Below are 16,952 nucleotides of genomic sequence, written 5' to 3' on the forward strand. Positions count from 1 at the left end.
ATGACAAAGAGATATAAAATTACAATTGCATATGACGGAACGAATTTTGCTGGGTTTCAATCGCAACCTCATCAACGAACAGTGCAATCCGTTCTTGAACGAGCTGTGAATAAGATGAGCAAAAAGGACGAATTCATCCCGATTTTCGGTTCTGGCCGAACTGATTCAGGAGTTCATGCGCTGGGGCAAGTTGTTCATTTTGACTTTCCGCATGAAATGAGTGCCGATAGCATGCTGAAGGCGTTGAACAGTATGCTGCCGTTGGACTGTGTGGTGGTCGATTGTGAAATTGTGCCGGACGATTTTCATGCCCGGTTCACGACCCATGGCAAACGGTATATGTATCGGGTTAGTCAAAGCTATTTTGTTGATCCGTTTAAACGAAATTATACGGGGCATTACAAATATCCGGTCAACCTTGAAAAGATCAAGGCCGCGTTGCCGGATGTGATTGGGACCCATGATTTTACGAGCTTTTGTGCATCGGGCAGCAATGTTAAAAGTCATGTCCGAACGGTTTATGATGCAACTGTTCGGCGGGACGAAGCTCAAAATGAATTGATCTTTGAATTTGCGGGAAATGGCTTTTTATATAATCAAGTCCGGATTATGGTTGCCACGTTGCTTGAGATTGGACGGGGCAAACGCCCAGTTCACGACTTCTTAAGGTTATATGAAGTCAAAGATCGGAATGAAGCGCGGGAAACGGCCCCGGCTTCAGGATTATATTTGAAAGAGGTCTATTACGATTAGAAGATAAAATTTCTTTGAAATATTGACTAATATAGGGATTAATCGTAATATAGTACTTGGTATTGTTTGCCCCACAATAGCCCCGTTAAAACTATTGTATGTCAAACAAGCATAAAAGATGGAGGAATTAACCGTGCGTACAACATATATTGCAAAACCAGGTGAAGTAGAACGTAAATGGTATGTCGTAGATGCTACAGATGTTCCTTTGGGACGTTTATCTACAGTCGTTGCTTCAGTTTTACGTGGTAAGAACAAACCACAGTTTACACCAAACGTTGATACAGGTGACTTTGTGATTGTTATCAATGCTGATAAGGTAGCATTAACAGGTAAGAAAGCCGAAAAGAAAGTATACTACCACCACACATTGCATCCAGGTGGATTGAAGGCACGCACAGCTGGTGATTACCGTGAAAAAGATCCAGAAAAATTAATCGAATTATCAGTTCGCGGCATGCTTCCAAAGGGTACTTTAGGTAAGCAACAACTTAAGAAGTTGCATGTATACCGTGGTGCAGAACACAAGCATGAAGCACAACAACCAGAAGTATTAGACATCACAAACTTAATCTAGTAGGAGGAATTTTAAATTGGCTCAAGTACAATATCAAGGCACAGGCCGTCGTAAAAATTCCGTTGCTCGTGTTCGTTTAGTTCCTGGTTCAGGAAAAATCACGATGAACGGTAAACCAGCAGAAGAATACATTCCATTTGCAAACTTACGTGAAGTTATGATCGCTCCATTTAAGGTTACTGAAACAGAAGGTCAATACGATGTTTTAGTTAACGTTAATGGTGGTGGCTTCTCAGGTCAAGCTGGTGCAACTCGTCACGGAATTGCACGTGCTTTACTTCAAGTTGACCCAGACTTCCGTCCTGCATTAAAGAAGAGCGGTTTATTAACACGTGACGCTCGGATGAAGGAACGTCGGAAACCAGGTCTTAAGAAAGCTCGTAAGGCTTCACAATTCTCAAAGCGTTAATATTACTTCATATTATCGAACAAAGGTCATGGATTTTATCCATGGCTTTTTTGTTTTCCGTTAATATTTTTGATCAATAAGCTTTAACTTAATATTGAAATCCGGATTTGAGTTAAGATATAATCTTTATTAGTTAATTTTATGAATTTTTAATGAAGAATCTAGAGGGAGATATTTCGATGAATAATGAAAACGAACCATTAACGGTCACAAATGGTCAAAGTTTACCAACCGAAGTAGCGGTTAAAGATGAAGACCTATTAAAGATCAAATCAAAATTAACGCCGGAACAGTTAGTTCAAGCGCAAAACTATGCTGTGGCGTTAAAAGATTCACGTCAAAATGCAATTACCGATTACGGTAAGGAAATTCAAGATCAAATGTCGCAATTTACTGACGAGGTGATTGGCAATGTCAAAAGCAAGGAAGTCGGTGAAATTGGCGATACCCTTCAAAGTTTAGTTACCAGTTTAAACAGTGCGGACCCTGAAAAACTTTCGGGTGACAAGAAACCGAAAATTTTCCGGCTATTCAAGAAAATTAAGGATTCCGTTTTTGAAATGACAGCAAAGTATCAGGAAGTCAGTGCGCAAATCGGCAAAATCGCAACCAAACTTGAAAATCAGGAAAATGATTTATTGAAAAATAACGATATGCTGGATGAAATGTACACTGCTAACCAAAAATACTTCCAGCAATTGAATACTTTGATCGTCGGCGGTCAAATTCGGCGGGATGAATTGAATAAGGAAATGGCTGCGCTTCAAGCAGATGTGGATGCTGGTAAGGCAGATCAAATGGATGTTCAAAACCTTCAAGATATGAAGGCTCAAGCTGACCGCTTAGATCACCGGTTATCAGATTTAATGCTGACGCGGGAAATTACGATTCAGCAGGCTCCTCAGATCCGGTTGATTCAAAATAATAACTCAGTTTTAAGTGAAAAGATCCAGTCATCGATCACAACGGCAATTCCATTGTGGAAAAATCAAGTCGCAATTGCATTGTCATTGTTAAGTCAAAAGGATGCGGTTAAGGCACAGGATGCAGTTGCAAATACTACGAACGAATTATTGAAGAAGAATAGTGAAATGCTGCATGAATCAACGGTTGATGTTGCCAAAGCTTCCCAACGTGGATTAGTTGATGTTGATACGTTGAAAGAAACTCAAGAAAACTTGATTTCGACAATTCAAGAAGTAATGCAGATTCAAAGTGAAGGAACCCAAAAGCGGCAAGCAATTGAAGGCGAATTAGCGCAAATGGAAGACCATCTGAAAACGGCTTTGATTCCTTCTGATTCAAAGACGGAGCAATAAGTCGATGAAAAGAGAGTATCAAAGTGCGGTTCATTTTAAAAAGGAAAGTAAGACTGATTTGTGCCTTGGAACTGCAGTTTTCGTTTTTATTTTGGGAATATTATCGGTAACGTTTGAATTACAATATCAGTCCGCAGGCGGTTCCCTTAATTGGTTTGGCCATTGTATTAGCGCAAGCGCAATCATCCTTGGATGCTTGGTAGTTTTTGGTTTAATTCATTCATATAAGAATTACGGACAAGTTGCATTCGCAATTGATAGCAATGATCAAGGACTTTGGATTAATTCTGGACGGAAATTACAGATGATTTATATTCCATTTTCCATGGTAGAAATCACATGCAACCAAGGTATTTTGACAATTAAATATCAAAATGCCTTTTGTTATACTTCAAAAGGAAAATTACGGATGCTTTCTTCAGGAAAAGAACGATTCCGAATTAAGACGGTTGATAAGAATGAGTTTCAAGAATTTGTTACTCGGTTAAATCAATTAGCACGGAAATCAAATGAAATTAAATTAAGTGAACAGGATCTGCAAGTTTCCTCTTTTAAGTGGGAATCTTTATTGGGTGGAATATTACTGTTTTGTGGACTGGCTTGTACATTGGGGTTTAATCCGGGAATCGATGCGTTTGTAAGTCAATTTATCGGACAAAAGACAAACTCGACTACATCGTCAGATAATTTTAACGCAGAACCCGATAACTCTCAATACTTTAAATGGAAAGATTTGAAATATAATCAGGCATACGTCGCTAAAAAAATTAACTTGACGGTTAATAAAGCATATCGTGGACAAACGAAGTCTGGGAAAAATGTTGTAATTTTCAATGTAACTCTTTTATCCAAAAGTTCAGATTCAGAAGTTGGAAATTTCTATATGACAACGGATAAGAATATCCTTTCCGACGGGGACGAATATGCTCAAAGTCCGTTAAATGCGACGATTCTTTCAGTAGGAGGAAAGAACTCACCAGTTGTCAATCAATTGGATGATGAGGATGATTATTGTAATCCGATGACTGAAGGCACAGGTAAAAAGTTAACTTTTAATGTTGTATTTAGTCTTTCAAATGAAAAAAAGACCGGTTACTTAATTTACACTGATTTTGATTTACAAGGTAAACCGGATGAATTTAATAATCAACCAGCTTATATTTTAAAGTTTGATCCTCAGAAATTGGAGGTTCTTCAGTAATGAAAAAAGTTGTTTATTTTTTGATTACACTATTAATGATATTTTTTAATAGTGAAGTTGTAAATGCTGCCAATTCAAGCCAATTGAATAGCAGCAATCTTTATGCTTTTTGCCCAGTTAATAAAACTGGTTTTGATAGCAATAGTGTTGAATATAAGGTTTTAGGGTACCAAATTCTTAAAGATCCGCGACCTTCAGCAAACAGTAATGCACGTTATTTGTTGGTAAAATGTCAGGTTAATACTGATGATTTGGATCAAGATGAAGCAAAGTATACAAGTGTTGATAGTGATTTCGTAAAAGTCTATGATAATGGGAGCGAAGCCCAAAGCATTACTGATTTAGCTTCTAAAAAAAGACTTGAACAACCGCCATTTGATCATGTTCGTAATTCGTTAAATCACGTTAAAATAAGTAAAACTTACGAATTTGATAAATGTTTTGTAGTTTATCCATATGATGATCTTAAATTACAATTTGCTCCGGATAACGGTGATAGTGGAATTAAAATCGATATCCATCAAGTTCAAAGTTCAAATGGAGTGACAATGGATACGCAAGATCCACTTGCAAATTACGAACAGGAGGATAATTAAATGCGGCAGGCAATTGATAACTTCCATCCTGTGAGGATTGGAATTGCGTTGATTCTTTTAGTCCTTTCGATTGTATTTGGGGTGAAGGGTGAAATTTTTCCGATTTATATGACGGCAGTTCTTGGAAGTTTATTCTTTTTTGATATTTTTAATTCATATATGGTGATTGGCCCAGGGTTGACAATTATCAGTACGTTGATTATTTTTGGTCGGCGGCTGATGAGTGATGGATTTTTTTTAATATTTTTTATGTTGATGGTAATGCTATTCATTATTGGAGTTATTATTGGAGGAATTCATCGAGGAGTAATGCTTCGACAATTGCAGAAATACCCCGAAATCGTCAACAGTCTTTCTGATGATAAATTGCACTTTAATGAAGAGAAGCTGCGTGAATCCAAACTTTCAAATGAAGAGCTATCCTTCTTTAAGAGTGAAATGCGGAAATACTATAAAAGTTATCAGTATCTTCAATCAGTTAAAGATTTGATGGAACATAAAGTTGATTCGTATGATAAAGATTTGACGATGATCCACGCCATTTTTAACGAACTGATCGATTCGCCGCGGATGTTGTTGAAAATGAATGACTTTTTGTATTCACATTTGAAAGACTATGTGGATAAAGTCAAAGCAATTGTGGATTTAGATGACAACGTGGTGGAATCGGATGAGGATAAACAGCTCGTTGAAAATGCTAAAGATCAATTGGCAACGATTTCGCATCAGTTCCGCGATGATTTTATTCAGGTAACGGAAGATGAACGGGATGCGTTAAAGGAATAAAAATGATGATGAGCTTTCACTTGGGTGGAAGCTCATTTTTTGCTAAAAGTTCTAAAAAGTTCTAAAACGAAATCAAAGTTCTAAAAACTTCTAAAACAAAAATCAAGATAATCAAAAAACCCGGCCGTGATTTTCATCACCGCCGGGTTGATTTTTAATCGTCAATCCGTTTAACAACTTTATATTGTTTAGCGTTTTGTTCTTCTTGGTGTTCCTCTTCAATGGCCGCTTCTTCATTGAAAACGATGAATGGCTTATTGTCTTCTTCTTTAACAACGAGCACGGGCTTTTTTACTTTTTCATGGTAAATCTGAGCAGCGACATAGGCTTTATTATAATCAAAGTCGCTTGAAATTGATTGCCCAGGGTTAAAAAATACATCTTCACTCATGTTGATTTCTCCCTTCATTAAATAAATCAGGATTCTTTTGTCTTTATCATACCATACTGCGAAAACGATCACAAAGCTGATATATCAATCAGAATAAATTCGAAAAGGGGTTGAAAAAAGGTATAGTCCATCTTATAATTGGACTATACCAAATAGATGAACGAAAGGGAGTTATTTTGATGAAAGTTATTATTGTTAAGGATCAAAATGAAGGCGGAAAAGAAGCTCTCAAATTATACGAAAACGAAATGAAGAACGGAGCCAAGGTATTTGGTTTAGCAACTGGCAGTACACCGATCACAACCTATGAAGATATCGTTGCAAGTGATTTAGATTTTTCTGATTGCGTTTCAGTAAACTTGGATGAATATGTTGGCTTAACTCCAGATAATGATCAAAGTTACCACTATTTTATGAATGAACACCTTTTCAAGTACAAGAAGTTCAAACACTCATATGTTCCGGACGGGACGAACATGGATGCGGCAGCTGAAACAGCGCGGTATGATAAAATTATTGAAGAAAATCCAATTGATTTACAACTTTTAGGATTGGGACGGAATGGCCACATTGGGTTTAATGAACCTGGCACGCCATTTGACTCAACAACCCACAAGATCAAGTTGACCCAATCAACGATCGATGCCAACTCACGGTTCTTTGAACGTGAAGAAGATGTTCCGAAAGAAGCATATTCAATGGGAATCGGTTCGATCATGACAGCTAAACATATTTTGCTTGAAGCATACGGTGACAAGAAGGCTGAAGCAATTCAAAAGATGATCCAGGGACCAGTTACAACGGATGTCCCGGCTAGCGTTTTGCAAAAGCATCCAAACGTGACGGTAATCATTGATGAAGCAGCCGCAGCTTTGCTTGATCGGAGTAAATTAAACTAATACAAGGTTTTGAAAATTTGAAGAAGAATCCGGTTCACGGATTCTTCTTTTTTGTGTTCGAAATTTAACATGAATATCACTTTTATTTTATTTAAATGAATGCTATCTTAGAGGTTGTCATCGAGGTGATATTTATGAGTAAAAAAAGAACATTGATTGAGGTAATTGTTCTTTTGTTAAGTGGATTAGTACTTTACTTCTTCACTTCGCATGATGCGTTTTTGTACAAACAAGATATTGGACGGGTCATTAAGGTTGAAAATGCCAAGCCGGTTCAAACCGAAGACGCATACGAAAATAAAGACGAAACAACCGAGCAGTCATTAACGCTTAAAATCATTAATGGTTCGCGCAAAGGCGAAATCATCCACTTGAAGAATCAATTCTCCAAGTCAGGCGCTTATGATCAGGAATACTTTAAGGGACAACAGGTCTTCTTGAAGCTGCACCATGATGGCGGTAAACTGACCGCGGTCATTTCGCACTATAAGCGGGATACATATCTAGTAATGATGCTTTGGTTAGTCGTTGGATTACTTTACCTCACAATGCATGCAAAAGGATTAAGGGCATTGTTAAGTGTGGCAATTAACTTTGTGATCTTCTTAATTTTCGTTCAGATGGACGTTGATTTTGACTTTACGAATTTCTTCTGGTTGTTTGCAATCAGTGCGGTATTATTTACAGGGTTATCACTGATTCTTGTTATCGGGTGGAATAAGCAAACGCTGGTTTCATTCCTGTCAATTGTAATTGGAACGACGATGGCAATGGCGATCGGAGTCGGGATTCTGAATTTAACAGGAAATAATGGAATCCATTATGAAGCGCTTGATTACGCGACCCAGCAACCAGAACAGCTTTTCTTGTCGGCAACGATCATTGGACTGTTAGGGGCAGTTTTGGATGCATCGACCGATATTGTTTCAACATTGTTTGAGCTCAAACGGACGCAACCGGAAATTTCAGCCAAGCAGTTGTTTAAATCAGGACAAGGAGTTGGCCATGCAATCATGGGACCGCTTATCAACGTTCTGTTAATGATCTTCTTTGCTGAAACATTTGCAATTGCTGTTCTCTACTTCAGAACAGGAAATACTTACGGGTATACCTTCGCGTGGGCAATGGGCCTTGGGGTTGCTCAAGCACTGATCAGTGGGATTGGAATTACATTAGTGATTCCGACTGCAAGTTTCCTCTGTTCGCGTTTCTTAAGCGGAAGGAGGGCTGACTAATGCCGTCAATTTTAGCATTAACGATCGTCTTAGCTGTTTTGATGATGATTTTTGGCGGAAAGCAGGGAACGTCATCGTTCTTTAGCGTTTTGCTGAACTTCGGAATTTTATTCGTAACCGTTATTTTAATTTCAAGCGGCTTTCCCCCGTTGTTAGTTTCGTTGTTTGCGGGAATCTGCATTTTAGCAACGACCATTTATATGGGAAACAGCGATGATCGCTCAACCAACATTGCGTTTGAAGCCACGATCATTATTTTGGTCGTCATGATCATCATGATCGTTCCAATGGATCACTGGGCGCAGATCAAAGGCTTTTCAACGGAACAGTCAGATGAAATCGAAGCGTTCAACTTGTTGATTGGAATCAACTTTGAAAAGTTGGCGATCTCAACGGCGATTTTAAGTACGCTGGGCGCAATTTCAGAAGCGGCGATCGCCATTTCAAGCGGGTTGCAAGAAATTATCGATCAAAACCCTGATATTACCAAGAAAAAGCTTTATCAAAGCGGAAGCAACATCGGCTCGCAAATCATGGGGATGACCTTTAATACGTTGTTCTTCGGAATGTTTGGAAGTGACTTGGCGTTATTTGTTCTGCTGGCGAAGGTCCATGCTGGAATTGGATACTGCATCAACGCCAAAATTTTTGTTTCCGAATGTATGCTCGTGCTGTATTCAGCCGTTGCGGTCATTTGTGTCATCATGATCACCACGTTCTTGATGGCTCACCGGCTTGAAAAACAGCAAAAAGCGGAAGCAACAAATAAAGTGAAGGAAAAAACAGAAGATTAATCTAAGATAAGAAATAGGCTGCGGTCCTTGAAGGGCTGCAGCCTATTTCTTAAATCAAAATTCCATTACAATGATCGATCTCATGCTGAATAACTTCAGCGATCAAATCGGTGAAATCTTGGGTTTGCCATTGGAACTGTTCATTTTGAAATTTAACCGTGATGTGCTTGAATCGTTGCGTTGGTCGAACGCCATCAAGCGATAAACATCCTTCAGTTGTTTGATACGGGGTATTTTGCGCAACGATTTCGGGATTGATCATCATTACGGGAAGCTTTCCAAGGCCGAACACAATAATCCGTTTATGGATGCCAATCATATTGGCAGCTAACCCGGCAGCCCGGTCAGAATTGGTAATAAACGTTGCTTTTAAGTCTCGAACTGCTTGGATGTCAGCTGAAGTTGCCGGCGTTGATTTTTGTGATAAAAAATGAACGTCATGGATAATTTCTTTGATCATGCTATTTTCCTCTTATTTATCTTTGAAAAGGGCAGCAAGTTTAGCGGCCGCTTCTTCGGAAATTGAATCGGCGAGGTTGCCGAGATTTTCGTCAGCCTGAGTTTGCGTTTCAGCATTGACTTGTGCTTGTTGTTTGACGGCTTCCACGATTTTCTTTTCGGCTTCTTCGATTGGATTAAGCGGTAAAACGCCGCCTGCTGAATCAGCATGGCCGCCGCCGTTAAAGTATTCAGCAGCAAATTCAGCAACATCCAGTTGACCGTTGCTTCGAAGCGAAACGCTGTGCGCGTCGATCACCAATGCTGCTTCGACATCGTGCCGTTGAAGCAGGGCGTGGGCAATTTCAGATTTGAAATCACTGGCATAAACAACGCCGAATGAGTGACCGTCGACGGTGAACTCAACAACATTTTTAAGGTGCTTGTCAAGGTAGCGTTGCCGCCGGCCGTTTAACGTATTGATCAATAACGTATTTTGGTCATGGTATTGTTTCCATCCTGTTTGATAAACTTTCGTTACAAAGGATTCAGATTGGCTTAATGGATAAAACCAAAAAAGCTGGTTTAATTCGTCAGCTGCTTTGCGTTCCTCGTTACTCATGTTTGGGTCATTTTGCCAGTCCCAGGTGTCGTATGCGCGAATTAGCTCGACGATTTCTTGCAGTTCTTGTTGGCGGGCAGTCGGAACGTTGGCAAAGTTAACCTGCCTGCTGACCCAGTCCCAAACAAGACTCACAGCACTGGGATTGATTTCTGGGTTGGCGGGTGAAATGCAATTGGCCGCGTACTTTTGGCGCAGTTCTTCTTCGCTTTCATGGTGATCAAAAATCAGCCAGTGGTTTGCAAAATGTTGTTCAAGTTGTTGGAATGAATAGTCGCTGTCAGGCGTCATATCCATAATGTAGATGTCGCTGTACTTTTGAACATCGGGTTGGCGGAAGAAACGTTCAAGTTCCTGGTCAAGCCGGCCAGCCGAACACGTTGTTAAATCAAACGTCACGTTACTGAATAACTCAGGTTGTAAGGCCTCCAAAAGAAGGGGAGCGCCAAAACCGTCTAAGTCGTTATGTGAAATTAATTTAATGTACTGTTGTTTTTTCAATCTTGTTCCTCGTATTTCTAATTTTCTGAATCTAAAATCAAGCTAATTATAGCATATCAAAGCCCGTCAGTTTGACGATGATTGCTAATTTGGGTATCATACTTAAAAGAGGAATAGTCTGAAATTAAGGACGGGATCGGATTTTGGCAAAAAACAAGATTCAATATTTTACTAGGTTTGATGAAGACTTGGTTGAAACTGCCGACCAGAACTATCAGCTTAAAGACAACTTTAAGTGGATTCGAACTGATTGGCAATTTAATTTTTTAGCGACCGTGATATCAGCCGGGGCCAAGGCCTTTGGATACGGCTTTAACAAGCTGGTTTTAAGGCAACGGTTTGCGAACTTGGATGTTCTCAAACCATATTGCGGCCAGGGATATTTTATTTATGCCAACCATACGCAGCCGGTGGGGGATGTTTTTTTGCCAATGCTTGCAGGAGGAGCCCGTAAGTACTATGTAATTTGTGCCCAAGCTAATTTGGGGATGCCAATCATCGGACCGTTGCTTCCTTATGGCGGGGCAATGCCGATTCCGTCAGATATTCATCGATTGCCTTCTTTAATTAAGGCGGTTGATTATCATATTAAACACGGCGATTTTGTAACGGTCTATCCCGAAGCCCATGTGTGGCCGTATTACACGGGAGTTCGGCCGTTTTCAGAAGCTGCTTTCCATTTTCCGATCACAACGAATGCGCCGGCTTTTGTAATGACAAACACTTATCAAAAGGCTAAATGGGGAAAACGCCCGCAAATGGTTACGTATTTTGATGGTCCGTTTTATCCTGATTCGACGCTTCCCCGAAAGAAACGGCAGCAAAAATTAATGCAAGATGTTAAGGAACAAATGGAGAGGCGGGCAGCATTAAGCAACGTTGAATATATCAAGTATGTCAAACGAAAGGAAAAGTGAAATTAACGGCATGAATCTTCTATATTGCGGTGATCAAAATATTCAAGATGGATTACTGATTTCAATTTTATCACTGCTGAAACATGGATCAGATGAACTTCATATTTATGTTATGACGATGGAGCTTCATACTGCCCAAAAAGACTATCATGCCATTCCTGATCAGACGATTTCATTTTTGAATCAATTGGTGCAACGGACTAACCGAAATAGTTTTGTGAAAAAGTATGATTGTACCGCCTTGTTTAAGCGCCAAATTCCCCAAAAGAATATGGGGACGCGTTTTACCCCCTACGCGATGCTGCGACTTTTTGCCGATCAGCTTCCTGATTTACCCGCAAAGTTACTTTATCTTGATAGTGATGTGGTCTGTCGTCAAGATCCGCGTGAATTTTATCATCAAGATATTACTGACGTTGAACTTGTCGGGGTGTTAGATTATTATGGCCGCTGGTTTTTCCATCATAGTTTAACGCACTTGGATTACATCAATTCCGGGGTGCTCTTGTTAAATATGGAAAAAATCAAACAAACCAAATTGTTTGAGCGGGCGCGGGAAAGGTGTGTGAAGCGCTGGATGTTTATGCCGGATCAGTCAGCTCTCAATAAGCTCGCCCAGGCGAAACGGATCGTCCCACGAAAGTATAACGAACAGCACCAATTATATGACGATACCGTTTTTCAGCACTTTACAACGAGTTTTAAGTTTTTCCCGCTATTCAAGATCCAAACGATCAAACCGTGGGAAGTTCAGCAAGTTCATGATGTTCTTGGAATTCATGAATATGATGATATTTTAAATGAGTACCAACAATTAGTCCCGAATTTGGCAAAATAAGAAGGCGAATAAAAATGAAGAATGAAGTTATTCCGGTATTTTTAACCATTGATGATGGGTTTGCGAAGTATACGAGTGTAATGATCCGGTCGATCATTGAAAATGCAGCGCCCCAAGACCATTATAAAATCTGGATCATTCATCGCGGTTTAAGTGATGAAAATCAGCAAAAGCTTAAAGAAATGGCGACTGCTAACGTTGAGGTTGAAACGCATTTCTTAAAGGCCGATCTGAGTCGCATTGCTAACCGCGAAGAAAATTATTTACGGCTTGATTTCTTTACATTATCGATTTTTTATCGTCTGTTCTTAGCCGATGAATTTCCGGAATATGATAAGGCAATTTACCTTGACTGTGATGCGGTCGTTCCCGGTAATTTGGCTGATTTATATCGGATCGACCTTGGAAATAATTTGATTGGGGCTGCGCCGGATCATTCAATTTGGCATGTTCCGGGAATGATCAAATACATTGAAGGCGCCCTTGGAATTCCGTATAAGACGTATATTAATTCTGGGGTTTTGCTGCTCAATATGAAAACCTTTCGCGAAGAACACTTTACGGAACACTTTCTCAATGTAATGAATAAGCACTATTTTGCCTGCATTGCACCCGATCAGGATTACTTGAATATGATATGTCGCGACCGCATTTTATATCTTGATGAAACTTGGAATGCAATGCCAAAAGATCATCAATATGATGCTGAAAAACTGACAGCTCCCCAATTGGTCCACTATAATTTGTTTTATAAACCATGGCATTTTGATAATGTAATGTATGAAAATTATTTCTGGGAATATGCGGATGCAACGCCTTACGCCCAAGAAATCCATGCTGAAAAGGACAACTTTACGGACGAACAACGGCGCGGTGAAGTTGAAAAACTTGATAAGCTGATGGAACGGGCAGCGGCATTGCCGGCAACGGAAGGGACATTTAAAAAGGTTATTGCACAAGGAGAACGAATTAAGTTATGTTAATTTTTCCGAATCGAGATCAAGTGATCGCGAATATTAAGCAGAATATTAAGGATGGAAACTTCAATAAAAAGGTTGAAGTTGACGATCCGCAGTTATCAAATAAGGAGCGGTTGGAGCTGATCAGTCAGTACTTTGACCGCCGCAAAACTTTATTTGGGAAAGCAGAAAATGTTGTTGCACGAACAATTTACCGGGCAGTTACCTGGGCAGAAAATACAAAAACAGAGATTGTCGGCTGGGAAAACCTCAAGGGCTTAGATCCTCATAAAGGAGCGGTGATCACCAGTAACCACTTTAATCCGCTGGAAAATACGATTATCCGCAAAATGACGGAAAAGCTTCATAAGCGGTTATATATCGTTAGTCAGGATACTAATTTTGGAATGAAAGGACTTGTTGGATTCCTTTTAAATAACGTTGATATCATTCCGTTAAATACCAGTATCGAATATTTGGGCCGAACCTTTCCGAAATTGATCAAACAAACGATTGATGCTGGAAACTACATTTTGATCTATCCTGAAGAAGAAATGTGGTTTAATTACCGGAAACCGCGACCGTTTAAGCGGGGAACATATTATTATGCGGCCCAAGCTGGCGCGCCGATCATCTCATGCTTCGTTGAGCTGCATGATCTTGAAAGTTTTGAACCCAACGCGAAGGGGCAAATTCACCGCGTCAAAGCGACGTTACACATTTTGCCGATAATTTACCCTGATCCGCATAAATCAGCCCGCGAGAACAGTATGTGGATGATGGAAAAGGACTATGAGCAAAAGAAAACAGCGTATGAAGCGGCATACGGAAAGAAATTGACGTATGATTTTCATCCGGAAGATATCGCCGGATGGGTTGGACCTCAAGATAAAAAATAAAGGAGTATTGGATCAATGAAAAAATGTCCGCAGTGTGGATTTGAAAATCAACCGCATAATCAGTTTTGCAAACAGTGCGGGGCAAAGTTAACAGCTGATGAAAATCAACCGATGACACGGGAGGCCGCTAAGGAGAAGAATAGTAAACGAAAGCGCAAAGTAATTTATCTTGTGATTGCAATTATTTTAATTTTAATTCTTGTGCTTTTTGGAATTGCTCAAGCGACGGGAAAGCATTCATCTAAGTCGCCGGCTTCAACTTCGCCTAAGACGGAGAAAAGGGCTTCTTCAGTTGCTAAAAAAGCCCCGGCAACAACGGCTACTTCTTCGACAGCTGCAAGTGCTAGTTCAGGGAGACAAACGGCAATTCAAATCATGCCGGATGTCAATACCAAGAATTTGACGACCCAACAAGTTAATAAGTGGGTGTATGCAAATATCATGGCGGACTGGAATAAAAATAATACGGATGAACCGCCGTTGACGCCGGCAGATCAGGACGCATTTATTTTTAATCAAAGTACCGATGATCAGGGATGCGTTGAGATTCAAGTTCAAGAAAATCACCAAAGTGCATTCATGAAGAGTATTCATGCTTATCCGGAATCCACGCCGACAATTGGGTGGTATCGAATCAACGCTCAAGGATACTTGCAACAGGGAACTCCTGGAAGCGACAATTGGAATACGATTGCACAAAATTATCAGGAACCGTAATTTTAGTAATCAAAAAAAGCTTGCCATATTGGCAAGCTTTTTTATTATTCATTTAAACAATTATTCTTCAGATTCATCTGGAAGTTCGGCATTAATGATCTTTTGCTGGTTAACAAACGGCATTTGCCGCTTCTTTAAGTAAAGCGGAACCCGTTCGACCTTCACGTCACTAAATTCAAGCCCAAACCATTGAACCGGACTGGTTGAATGGTTCTGTAACCAGATCCGTGATGAAATCAAGAATCGTTTCCATGGTGAAAGGTTGGTGTTCGGTGAAAGTAATTCCCGAATCAAGACAAAGACAAAGTCGCCGACTTTCCGTCCAGGGGTGGTGGTGTATTCTTGCGGTTGTTCATCAATGACTCCTTGATCCATCAAGTCATTAACGATTTGCCGTAAGTAAAGGTTCAAACTGTGATTTGACTTGAACCCAAGGTAAAGCTGCAAGTTAACAACGTTCCGGGTTCCCATCATATCAACGGTGTAGTAGTTTGTATACGGTTCGTTGGTCGTGTTGACGGTTACGAACCAGTAAACCTTCGCCCGTTTAGGCTGTTTATCCAAAATTGAATATAGAATTTCCCGTTTAACTTTGTGGTTAGGTTTAACCTTGGCTAACATGACCAAGTTGCTCATGTACAATGGAATACTTTCGTCTTGTGAAAGGGCAACTAATTGGTCAACGTAATCGTCCAAGCAAACTTCTTCGGTGGCGTCCATTAAATCGTCCCGAACGCGATTACCGTAGTACCAAATTACCATGATAAAGATCAAAACAGCGGTAATTAATGCTGTAACGTAACCACCATGAACGAACTTAACTAAACTTGAAATGAAGAAGATCGTTTCAATCGTGCCAAAGAACAGCAGACACGTTAGCGCAAGTGGCGTTGACCACCGGCCGCGAATGTATTCGAATAGCAGGAATGTCGTCATCAGCATTGTCAACGTGATTGCCAGTCCATAAGCGGCTTCCATGTGTCCAGATGTTCTGAAGAAGAAGACAACGCTTAAAGTGATCGCACACAGAATCCAGTTAACAACTCCGATGTAGATCTGACCCTTTAACACGTTTGGATGGTAAACCTTTAATCGTGGTAAGATCTTCAATCCGATTGCTTCTTCAACTAAGGTGTATGACCCGGTGATCAAAGCTTGAGAAGCGATGATCGCAGCCAAAGTTGCAATGATGACGCCGATAAGGTAAACCGAGTGCGGAAGCATATCGTAAAACGGATTGATGTTTGACGTTACGGTTTGGTGTTTGATTTGGTGAATGATCCAAGCCCCTTGACCAAAGTAGTTCAAAATCAATGACAGGTAAACGAATGGCCAGGTAATGTAGATGTTTCGCCGGCCAACGTGTCCCATGTCAGAATACAAGGCTTCAGCCCCAGTCGTTGCCAGGAAAATACTGCCTAAAATAAAGATTCCCATTTTGTTATGCGGACTGAAAAGAACTTGCAAGCCGTAAATTGGATTCAATGCGCGTAAAACGGTTAAGTCTTTGCACATGTTGGCAAACCCGAAAACGGCCAAAAAGCCGAACCAAAAGACCATGACGACCCCGAAAGTTTTCCCAATCGAGCTGGTCCCTAGTCGCTGGACAAGGAACAGGACCAGCAAGATGGCAATCGTGATGAAGACGACGTCATTTTGATTCGAAACCGGAATGAGATTGCCAAACTTGAATCCCTTTAACCCTTCAATTGCCGTTGTGACCGTAACAGCGGGGGTCAATGTTCCGTCTGCAAGAATTGCCGCCCCACCGATCAACGCCGGAATGATCAACCATTTTGCTCGCTTTTTAACCAATGCGTAAAGGGCAAAAATTCCGCCTTCGCCGTGGTTATCAGCGCGCATGGCAATTACAACGTATTTGATCGTCGTGATGATCATTAATGTCCAAAAAATTAATGACAAACAGCCAATAATATAGTTAGGAGTTACCCGGGAAACACCGCCCTGATCACCAATCAAAGCGTTCATAACATATAACGGGGAAGTTCCGATATCGCCATAAACGATTCCTAAGGTAATAATCGCTCCTAAGAAGTATTCTTTGCCATATTTCTTTAACAAAGTTGTTTTCCTCCTTATG

Annotated in this window: 19 protein-coding genes; 15 read left to right on the plus strand and 4 right to left on the minus strand. The window is 40.3% G+C overall.

The annotated features are described in order from the left end of the window. From truA to Q3C15_RS03390, 7 genes are all read left to right on the plus strand, one after another. Window positions 1-753: a tRNA pseudouridine(38-40) synthase TruA gene (truA, locus tag Q3C15_RS03360; RefSeq protein ID WP_302704098.1), complete on the plus strand. Its 753-nt coding sequence runs from the start codon at window positions 1-3 to the stop codon at window positions 751-753. 133 nt (window positions 754-886) lie between these two features. Further along, window positions 887-1,330 carry a 50S ribosomal protein L13 gene (rplM, locus tag Q3C15_RS03365; protein WP_057826657.1) on the plus strand — a complete coding sequence of 148 codons (444 nt, stop codon included), beginning with the start codon at window positions 887-889 and terminating at the stop codon, window positions 1,328-1,330. Between the two features lie 16 nt (window positions 1,331-1,346). After that, entirely contained in the window at window positions 1,347-1,739 is a 393-nt protein-coding gene (rpsI, locus tag Q3C15_RS03370; protein WP_057826658.1) for a 30S ribosomal protein S9, read from the plus strand. 179 nt (window positions 1,740-1,918) lie between these two features. Continuing rightward, window positions 1,919-3,058: a toxic anion resistance protein gene (locus Q3C15_RS03375; protein ID WP_302704100.1), complete on the plus strand. Its 1,140-nt coding sequence runs from the start codon at window positions 1,919-1,921 to the stop codon at window positions 3,056-3,058. 4 nt (window positions 3,059-3,062) lie between these two features. Next, the gene (locus tag Q3C15_RS03380) at window positions 3,063-4,259 is read left to right on the plus strand and encodes a hypothetical protein (protein ID WP_283577283.1); all 1,197 of its coding nucleotides are present in this window, start codon (window positions 3,063-3,065) and stop codon (window positions 4,257-4,259) included. After that, entirely contained in the window at window positions 4,259-4,855 is a 597-nt protein-coding gene (locus Q3C15_RS03385) for a hypothetical protein (protein WP_283580413.1), read from the plus strand. The genes Q3C15_RS03380 and Q3C15_RS03385 overlap by 1 nt, the downstream gene beginning before the upstream one ends. Further along, window positions 4,856-5,641 carry a 5-bromo-4-chloroindolyl phosphate hydrolysis family protein gene (locus Q3C15_RS03390; protein WP_283601292.1) on the plus strand — a complete coding sequence of 262 codons (786 nt, stop codon included), beginning with the start codon at window positions 4,856-4,858 and terminating at the stop codon, window positions 5,639-5,641. It abuts the gene before it with no gap. A 154-nt stretch (window positions 5,642-5,795) separates the two neighbouring features. Here the strand turns inward: Q3C15_RS03390 and Q3C15_RS03395 are convergent, their stop codons facing one another. Further along, window positions 5,796-6,032, minus strand: coding sequence for a hypothetical protein (locus tag Q3C15_RS03395; RefSeq protein ID WP_064207981.1), 237 nt, complete (start codon window positions 6,030-6,032; stop codon window positions 5,796-5,798). Between the two features lie 179 nt (window positions 6,033-6,211). Here Q3C15_RS03395 and Q3C15_RS03400 point away from each other — a divergent pair, with 179 nt between their 5' ends. The 3 genes from Q3C15_RS03400 (at window position 6,212) to Q3C15_RS03410 (ending at window position 8,960) form a co-directional block, all read left to right on the plus strand. Further along, window positions 6,212-6,931 carry a glucosamine-6-phosphate deaminase gene (locus Q3C15_RS03400; protein WP_057826665.1) on the plus strand — a complete coding sequence of 240 codons (720 nt, stop codon included), beginning with the start codon at window positions 6,212-6,214 and terminating at the stop codon, window positions 6,929-6,931. 134 nt (window positions 6,932-7,065) lie between these two features. Next, window positions 7,066-8,166 carry a YibE/F family protein gene (locus Q3C15_RS03405; protein WP_302704104.1) on the plus strand — a complete coding sequence of 367 codons (1,101 nt, stop codon included), beginning with the start codon at window positions 7,066-7,068 and terminating at the stop codon, window positions 8,164-8,166. Continuing rightward, window positions 8,166-8,960: a YibE/F family protein gene (locus Q3C15_RS03410; RefSeq protein ID WP_302704105.1), complete on the plus strand. Its 795-nt coding sequence runs from the start codon at window positions 8,166-8,168 to the stop codon at window positions 8,958-8,960. The genes Q3C15_RS03405 and Q3C15_RS03410 overlap by 1 nt, the downstream gene beginning before the upstream one ends. A 49-nt stretch (window positions 8,961-9,009) precedes the next feature. Here Q3C15_RS03410 and Q3C15_RS03415 read toward each other — a convergent pair whose 3' ends face one another. Further along, complete coding sequence (locus tag Q3C15_RS03415; protein WP_302704107.1) at window positions 9,010-9,420, minus strand: peptide deformylase; 411 nt, start codon at window positions 9,418-9,420, stop codon at window positions 9,010-9,012. Between the two features lie 12 nt (window positions 9,421-9,432). After that, window positions 9,433-10,521, minus strand: a complete 1,089-nt coding sequence (locus Q3C15_RS03420; RefSeq protein WP_204779395.1) for a DHHA1 domain-containing protein — start codon at window positions 10,519-10,521, stop codon at window positions 9,433-9,435. Window positions 10,522-10,664: 143 nt separating this feature from the next. On the opposite strand from Q3C15_RS03420, the gene Q3C15_RS03425 reads away from it, so the two are divergent. The 5 genes from Q3C15_RS03425 to Q3C15_RS03445 are packed head-to-tail and all read left to right on the plus strand — an operon-like array spanning window position 10,665 to window position 14,851. Further along, on the plus strand, window positions 10,665-11,438 hold the full coding sequence (locus tag Q3C15_RS03425) for a 1-acyl-sn-glycerol-3-phosphate acyltransferase (protein WP_283577286.1): 774 nt from the start codon (window positions 10,665-10,667) through the stop codon (window positions 11,436-11,438). 10 nt (window positions 11,439-11,448) lie between these two features. Beyond that, window positions 11,449-12,276 (plus strand): glycosyltransferase, encoded by an 828-nt coding sequence (locus Q3C15_RS03430; protein WP_302704146.1) that lies wholly within the window; start codon window positions 11,449-11,451, stop codon window positions 12,274-12,276. A gap of 14 nt (window positions 12,277-12,290) precedes the next feature. Next, entirely contained in the window at window positions 12,291-13,259 is a 969-nt protein-coding gene (locus tag Q3C15_RS03435; RefSeq protein ID WP_302704108.1) for a glycosyltransferase family 8 protein, read from the plus strand. After that, window positions 13,253-14,134: a lysophospholipid acyltransferase family protein gene (locus Q3C15_RS03440; protein WP_302704110.1), complete on the plus strand. Its 882-nt coding sequence runs from the start codon at window positions 13,253-13,255 to the stop codon at window positions 14,132-14,134. The genes Q3C15_RS03435 and Q3C15_RS03440 overlap by 7 nt, the downstream gene beginning before the upstream one ends. A gap of 15 nt (window positions 14,135-14,149) precedes the next feature. Beyond that, complete coding sequence (locus tag Q3C15_RS03445) at window positions 14,150-14,851, plus strand: zinc-ribbon domain-containing protein (protein WP_302704112.1); 702 nt, start codon at window positions 14,150-14,152, stop codon at window positions 14,849-14,851. A gap of 60 nt (window positions 14,852-14,911) precedes the next feature. On the opposite strand, the gene Q3C15_RS03450 is transcribed toward Q3C15_RS03445, so the two are convergent. Then, on the minus strand, window positions 14,912-16,933 hold the full coding sequence (locus tag Q3C15_RS03450) for a KUP/HAK/KT family potassium transporter (RefSeq protein ID WP_283573396.1): 2,022 nt from the start codon (window positions 16,931-16,933) through the stop codon (window positions 14,912-14,914). Window positions 16,934-16,952 lie beyond the last annotated feature (19 nt).

Source organism: Ligilactobacillus sp. 110_WCHN (assembly GCF_030518115.1).
Classification (GTDB): Bacteria; Bacillota; Bacilli; order Lactobacillales; family Lactobacillaceae; genus Ligilactobacillus; species Ligilactobacillus aviarius_C.

What these genes read in the sequence shown, in the direction of transcription:
- truA (WP_302704098.1), top strand. Translation starts at nt 1, where the DNA reads ATGACAAAGAGATATAAAATTACAATTGCATATGACGGAACGAATTTT.
- Q3C15_RS03375 (WP_302704100.1), top strand. Translation starts at nt 1,919, where the DNA reads ATGAATAATGAAAACGAACCATTAACGGTCACAAATGGTCAAAGTTTA.
- Q3C15_RS03380 (WP_283577283.1), top strand. Translation starts at nt 3,063, where the DNA reads ATGAAAAGAGAGTATCAAAGTGCGGTTCATTTTAAAAAGGAAAGTAAG.
- Q3C15_RS03385 (WP_283580413.1), top strand. Translation starts at nt 4,259, where the DNA reads ATGAAAAAAGTTGTTTATTTTTTGATTACACTATTAATGATATTTTTT.
- Q3C15_RS03390 (WP_283601292.1), top strand. Translation starts at nt 4,856, where the DNA reads ATGCGGCAGGCAATTGATAACTTCCATCCTGTGAGGATTGGAATTGCG.
- Q3C15_RS03395 (WP_064207981.1), bottom strand. Translation starts at nt 6,032, where the DNA reads ATGAGTGAAGATGTATTTTTTAACCCTGGGCAATCAATTTCAAGCGAC.
- Q3C15_RS03400 (WP_057826665.1), top strand. Translation starts at nt 6,212, where the DNA reads ATGAAAGTTATTATTGTTAAGGATCAAAATGAAGGCGGAAAAGAAGCT.
- Q3C15_RS03405 (WP_302704104.1), top strand. Translation starts at nt 7,066, where the DNA reads ATGAGTAAAAAAAGAACATTGATTGAGGTAATTGTTCTTTTGTTAAGT.
- Q3C15_RS03410 (WP_302704105.1), top strand. Translation starts at nt 8,166, where the DNA reads ATGCCGTCAATTTTAGCATTAACGATCGTCTTAGCTGTTTTGATGATG.
- Q3C15_RS03415 (WP_302704107.1), bottom strand. Translation starts at nt 9,420, where the DNA reads ATGATCAAAGAAATTATCCATGACGTTCATTTTTTATCACAAAAATCA.
- Q3C15_RS03430 (WP_302704146.1), top strand. Translation starts at nt 11,449, where the DNA reads ATGAATCTTCTATATTGCGGTGATCAAAATATTCAAGATGGATTACTG.
- Q3C15_RS03435 (WP_302704108.1), top strand. Translation starts at nt 12,291, where the DNA reads ATGAAGAATGAAGTTATTCCGGTATTTTTAACCATTGATGATGGGTTT.
- Q3C15_RS03440 (WP_302704110.1), top strand. Translation starts at nt 13,253, where the DNA reads ATGTTAATTTTTCCGAATCGAGATCAAGTGATCGCGAATATTAAGCAG.
- Q3C15_RS03445 (WP_302704112.1), top strand. Translation starts at nt 14,150, where the DNA reads ATGAAAAAATGTCCGCAGTGTGGATTTGAAAATCAACCGCATAATCAG.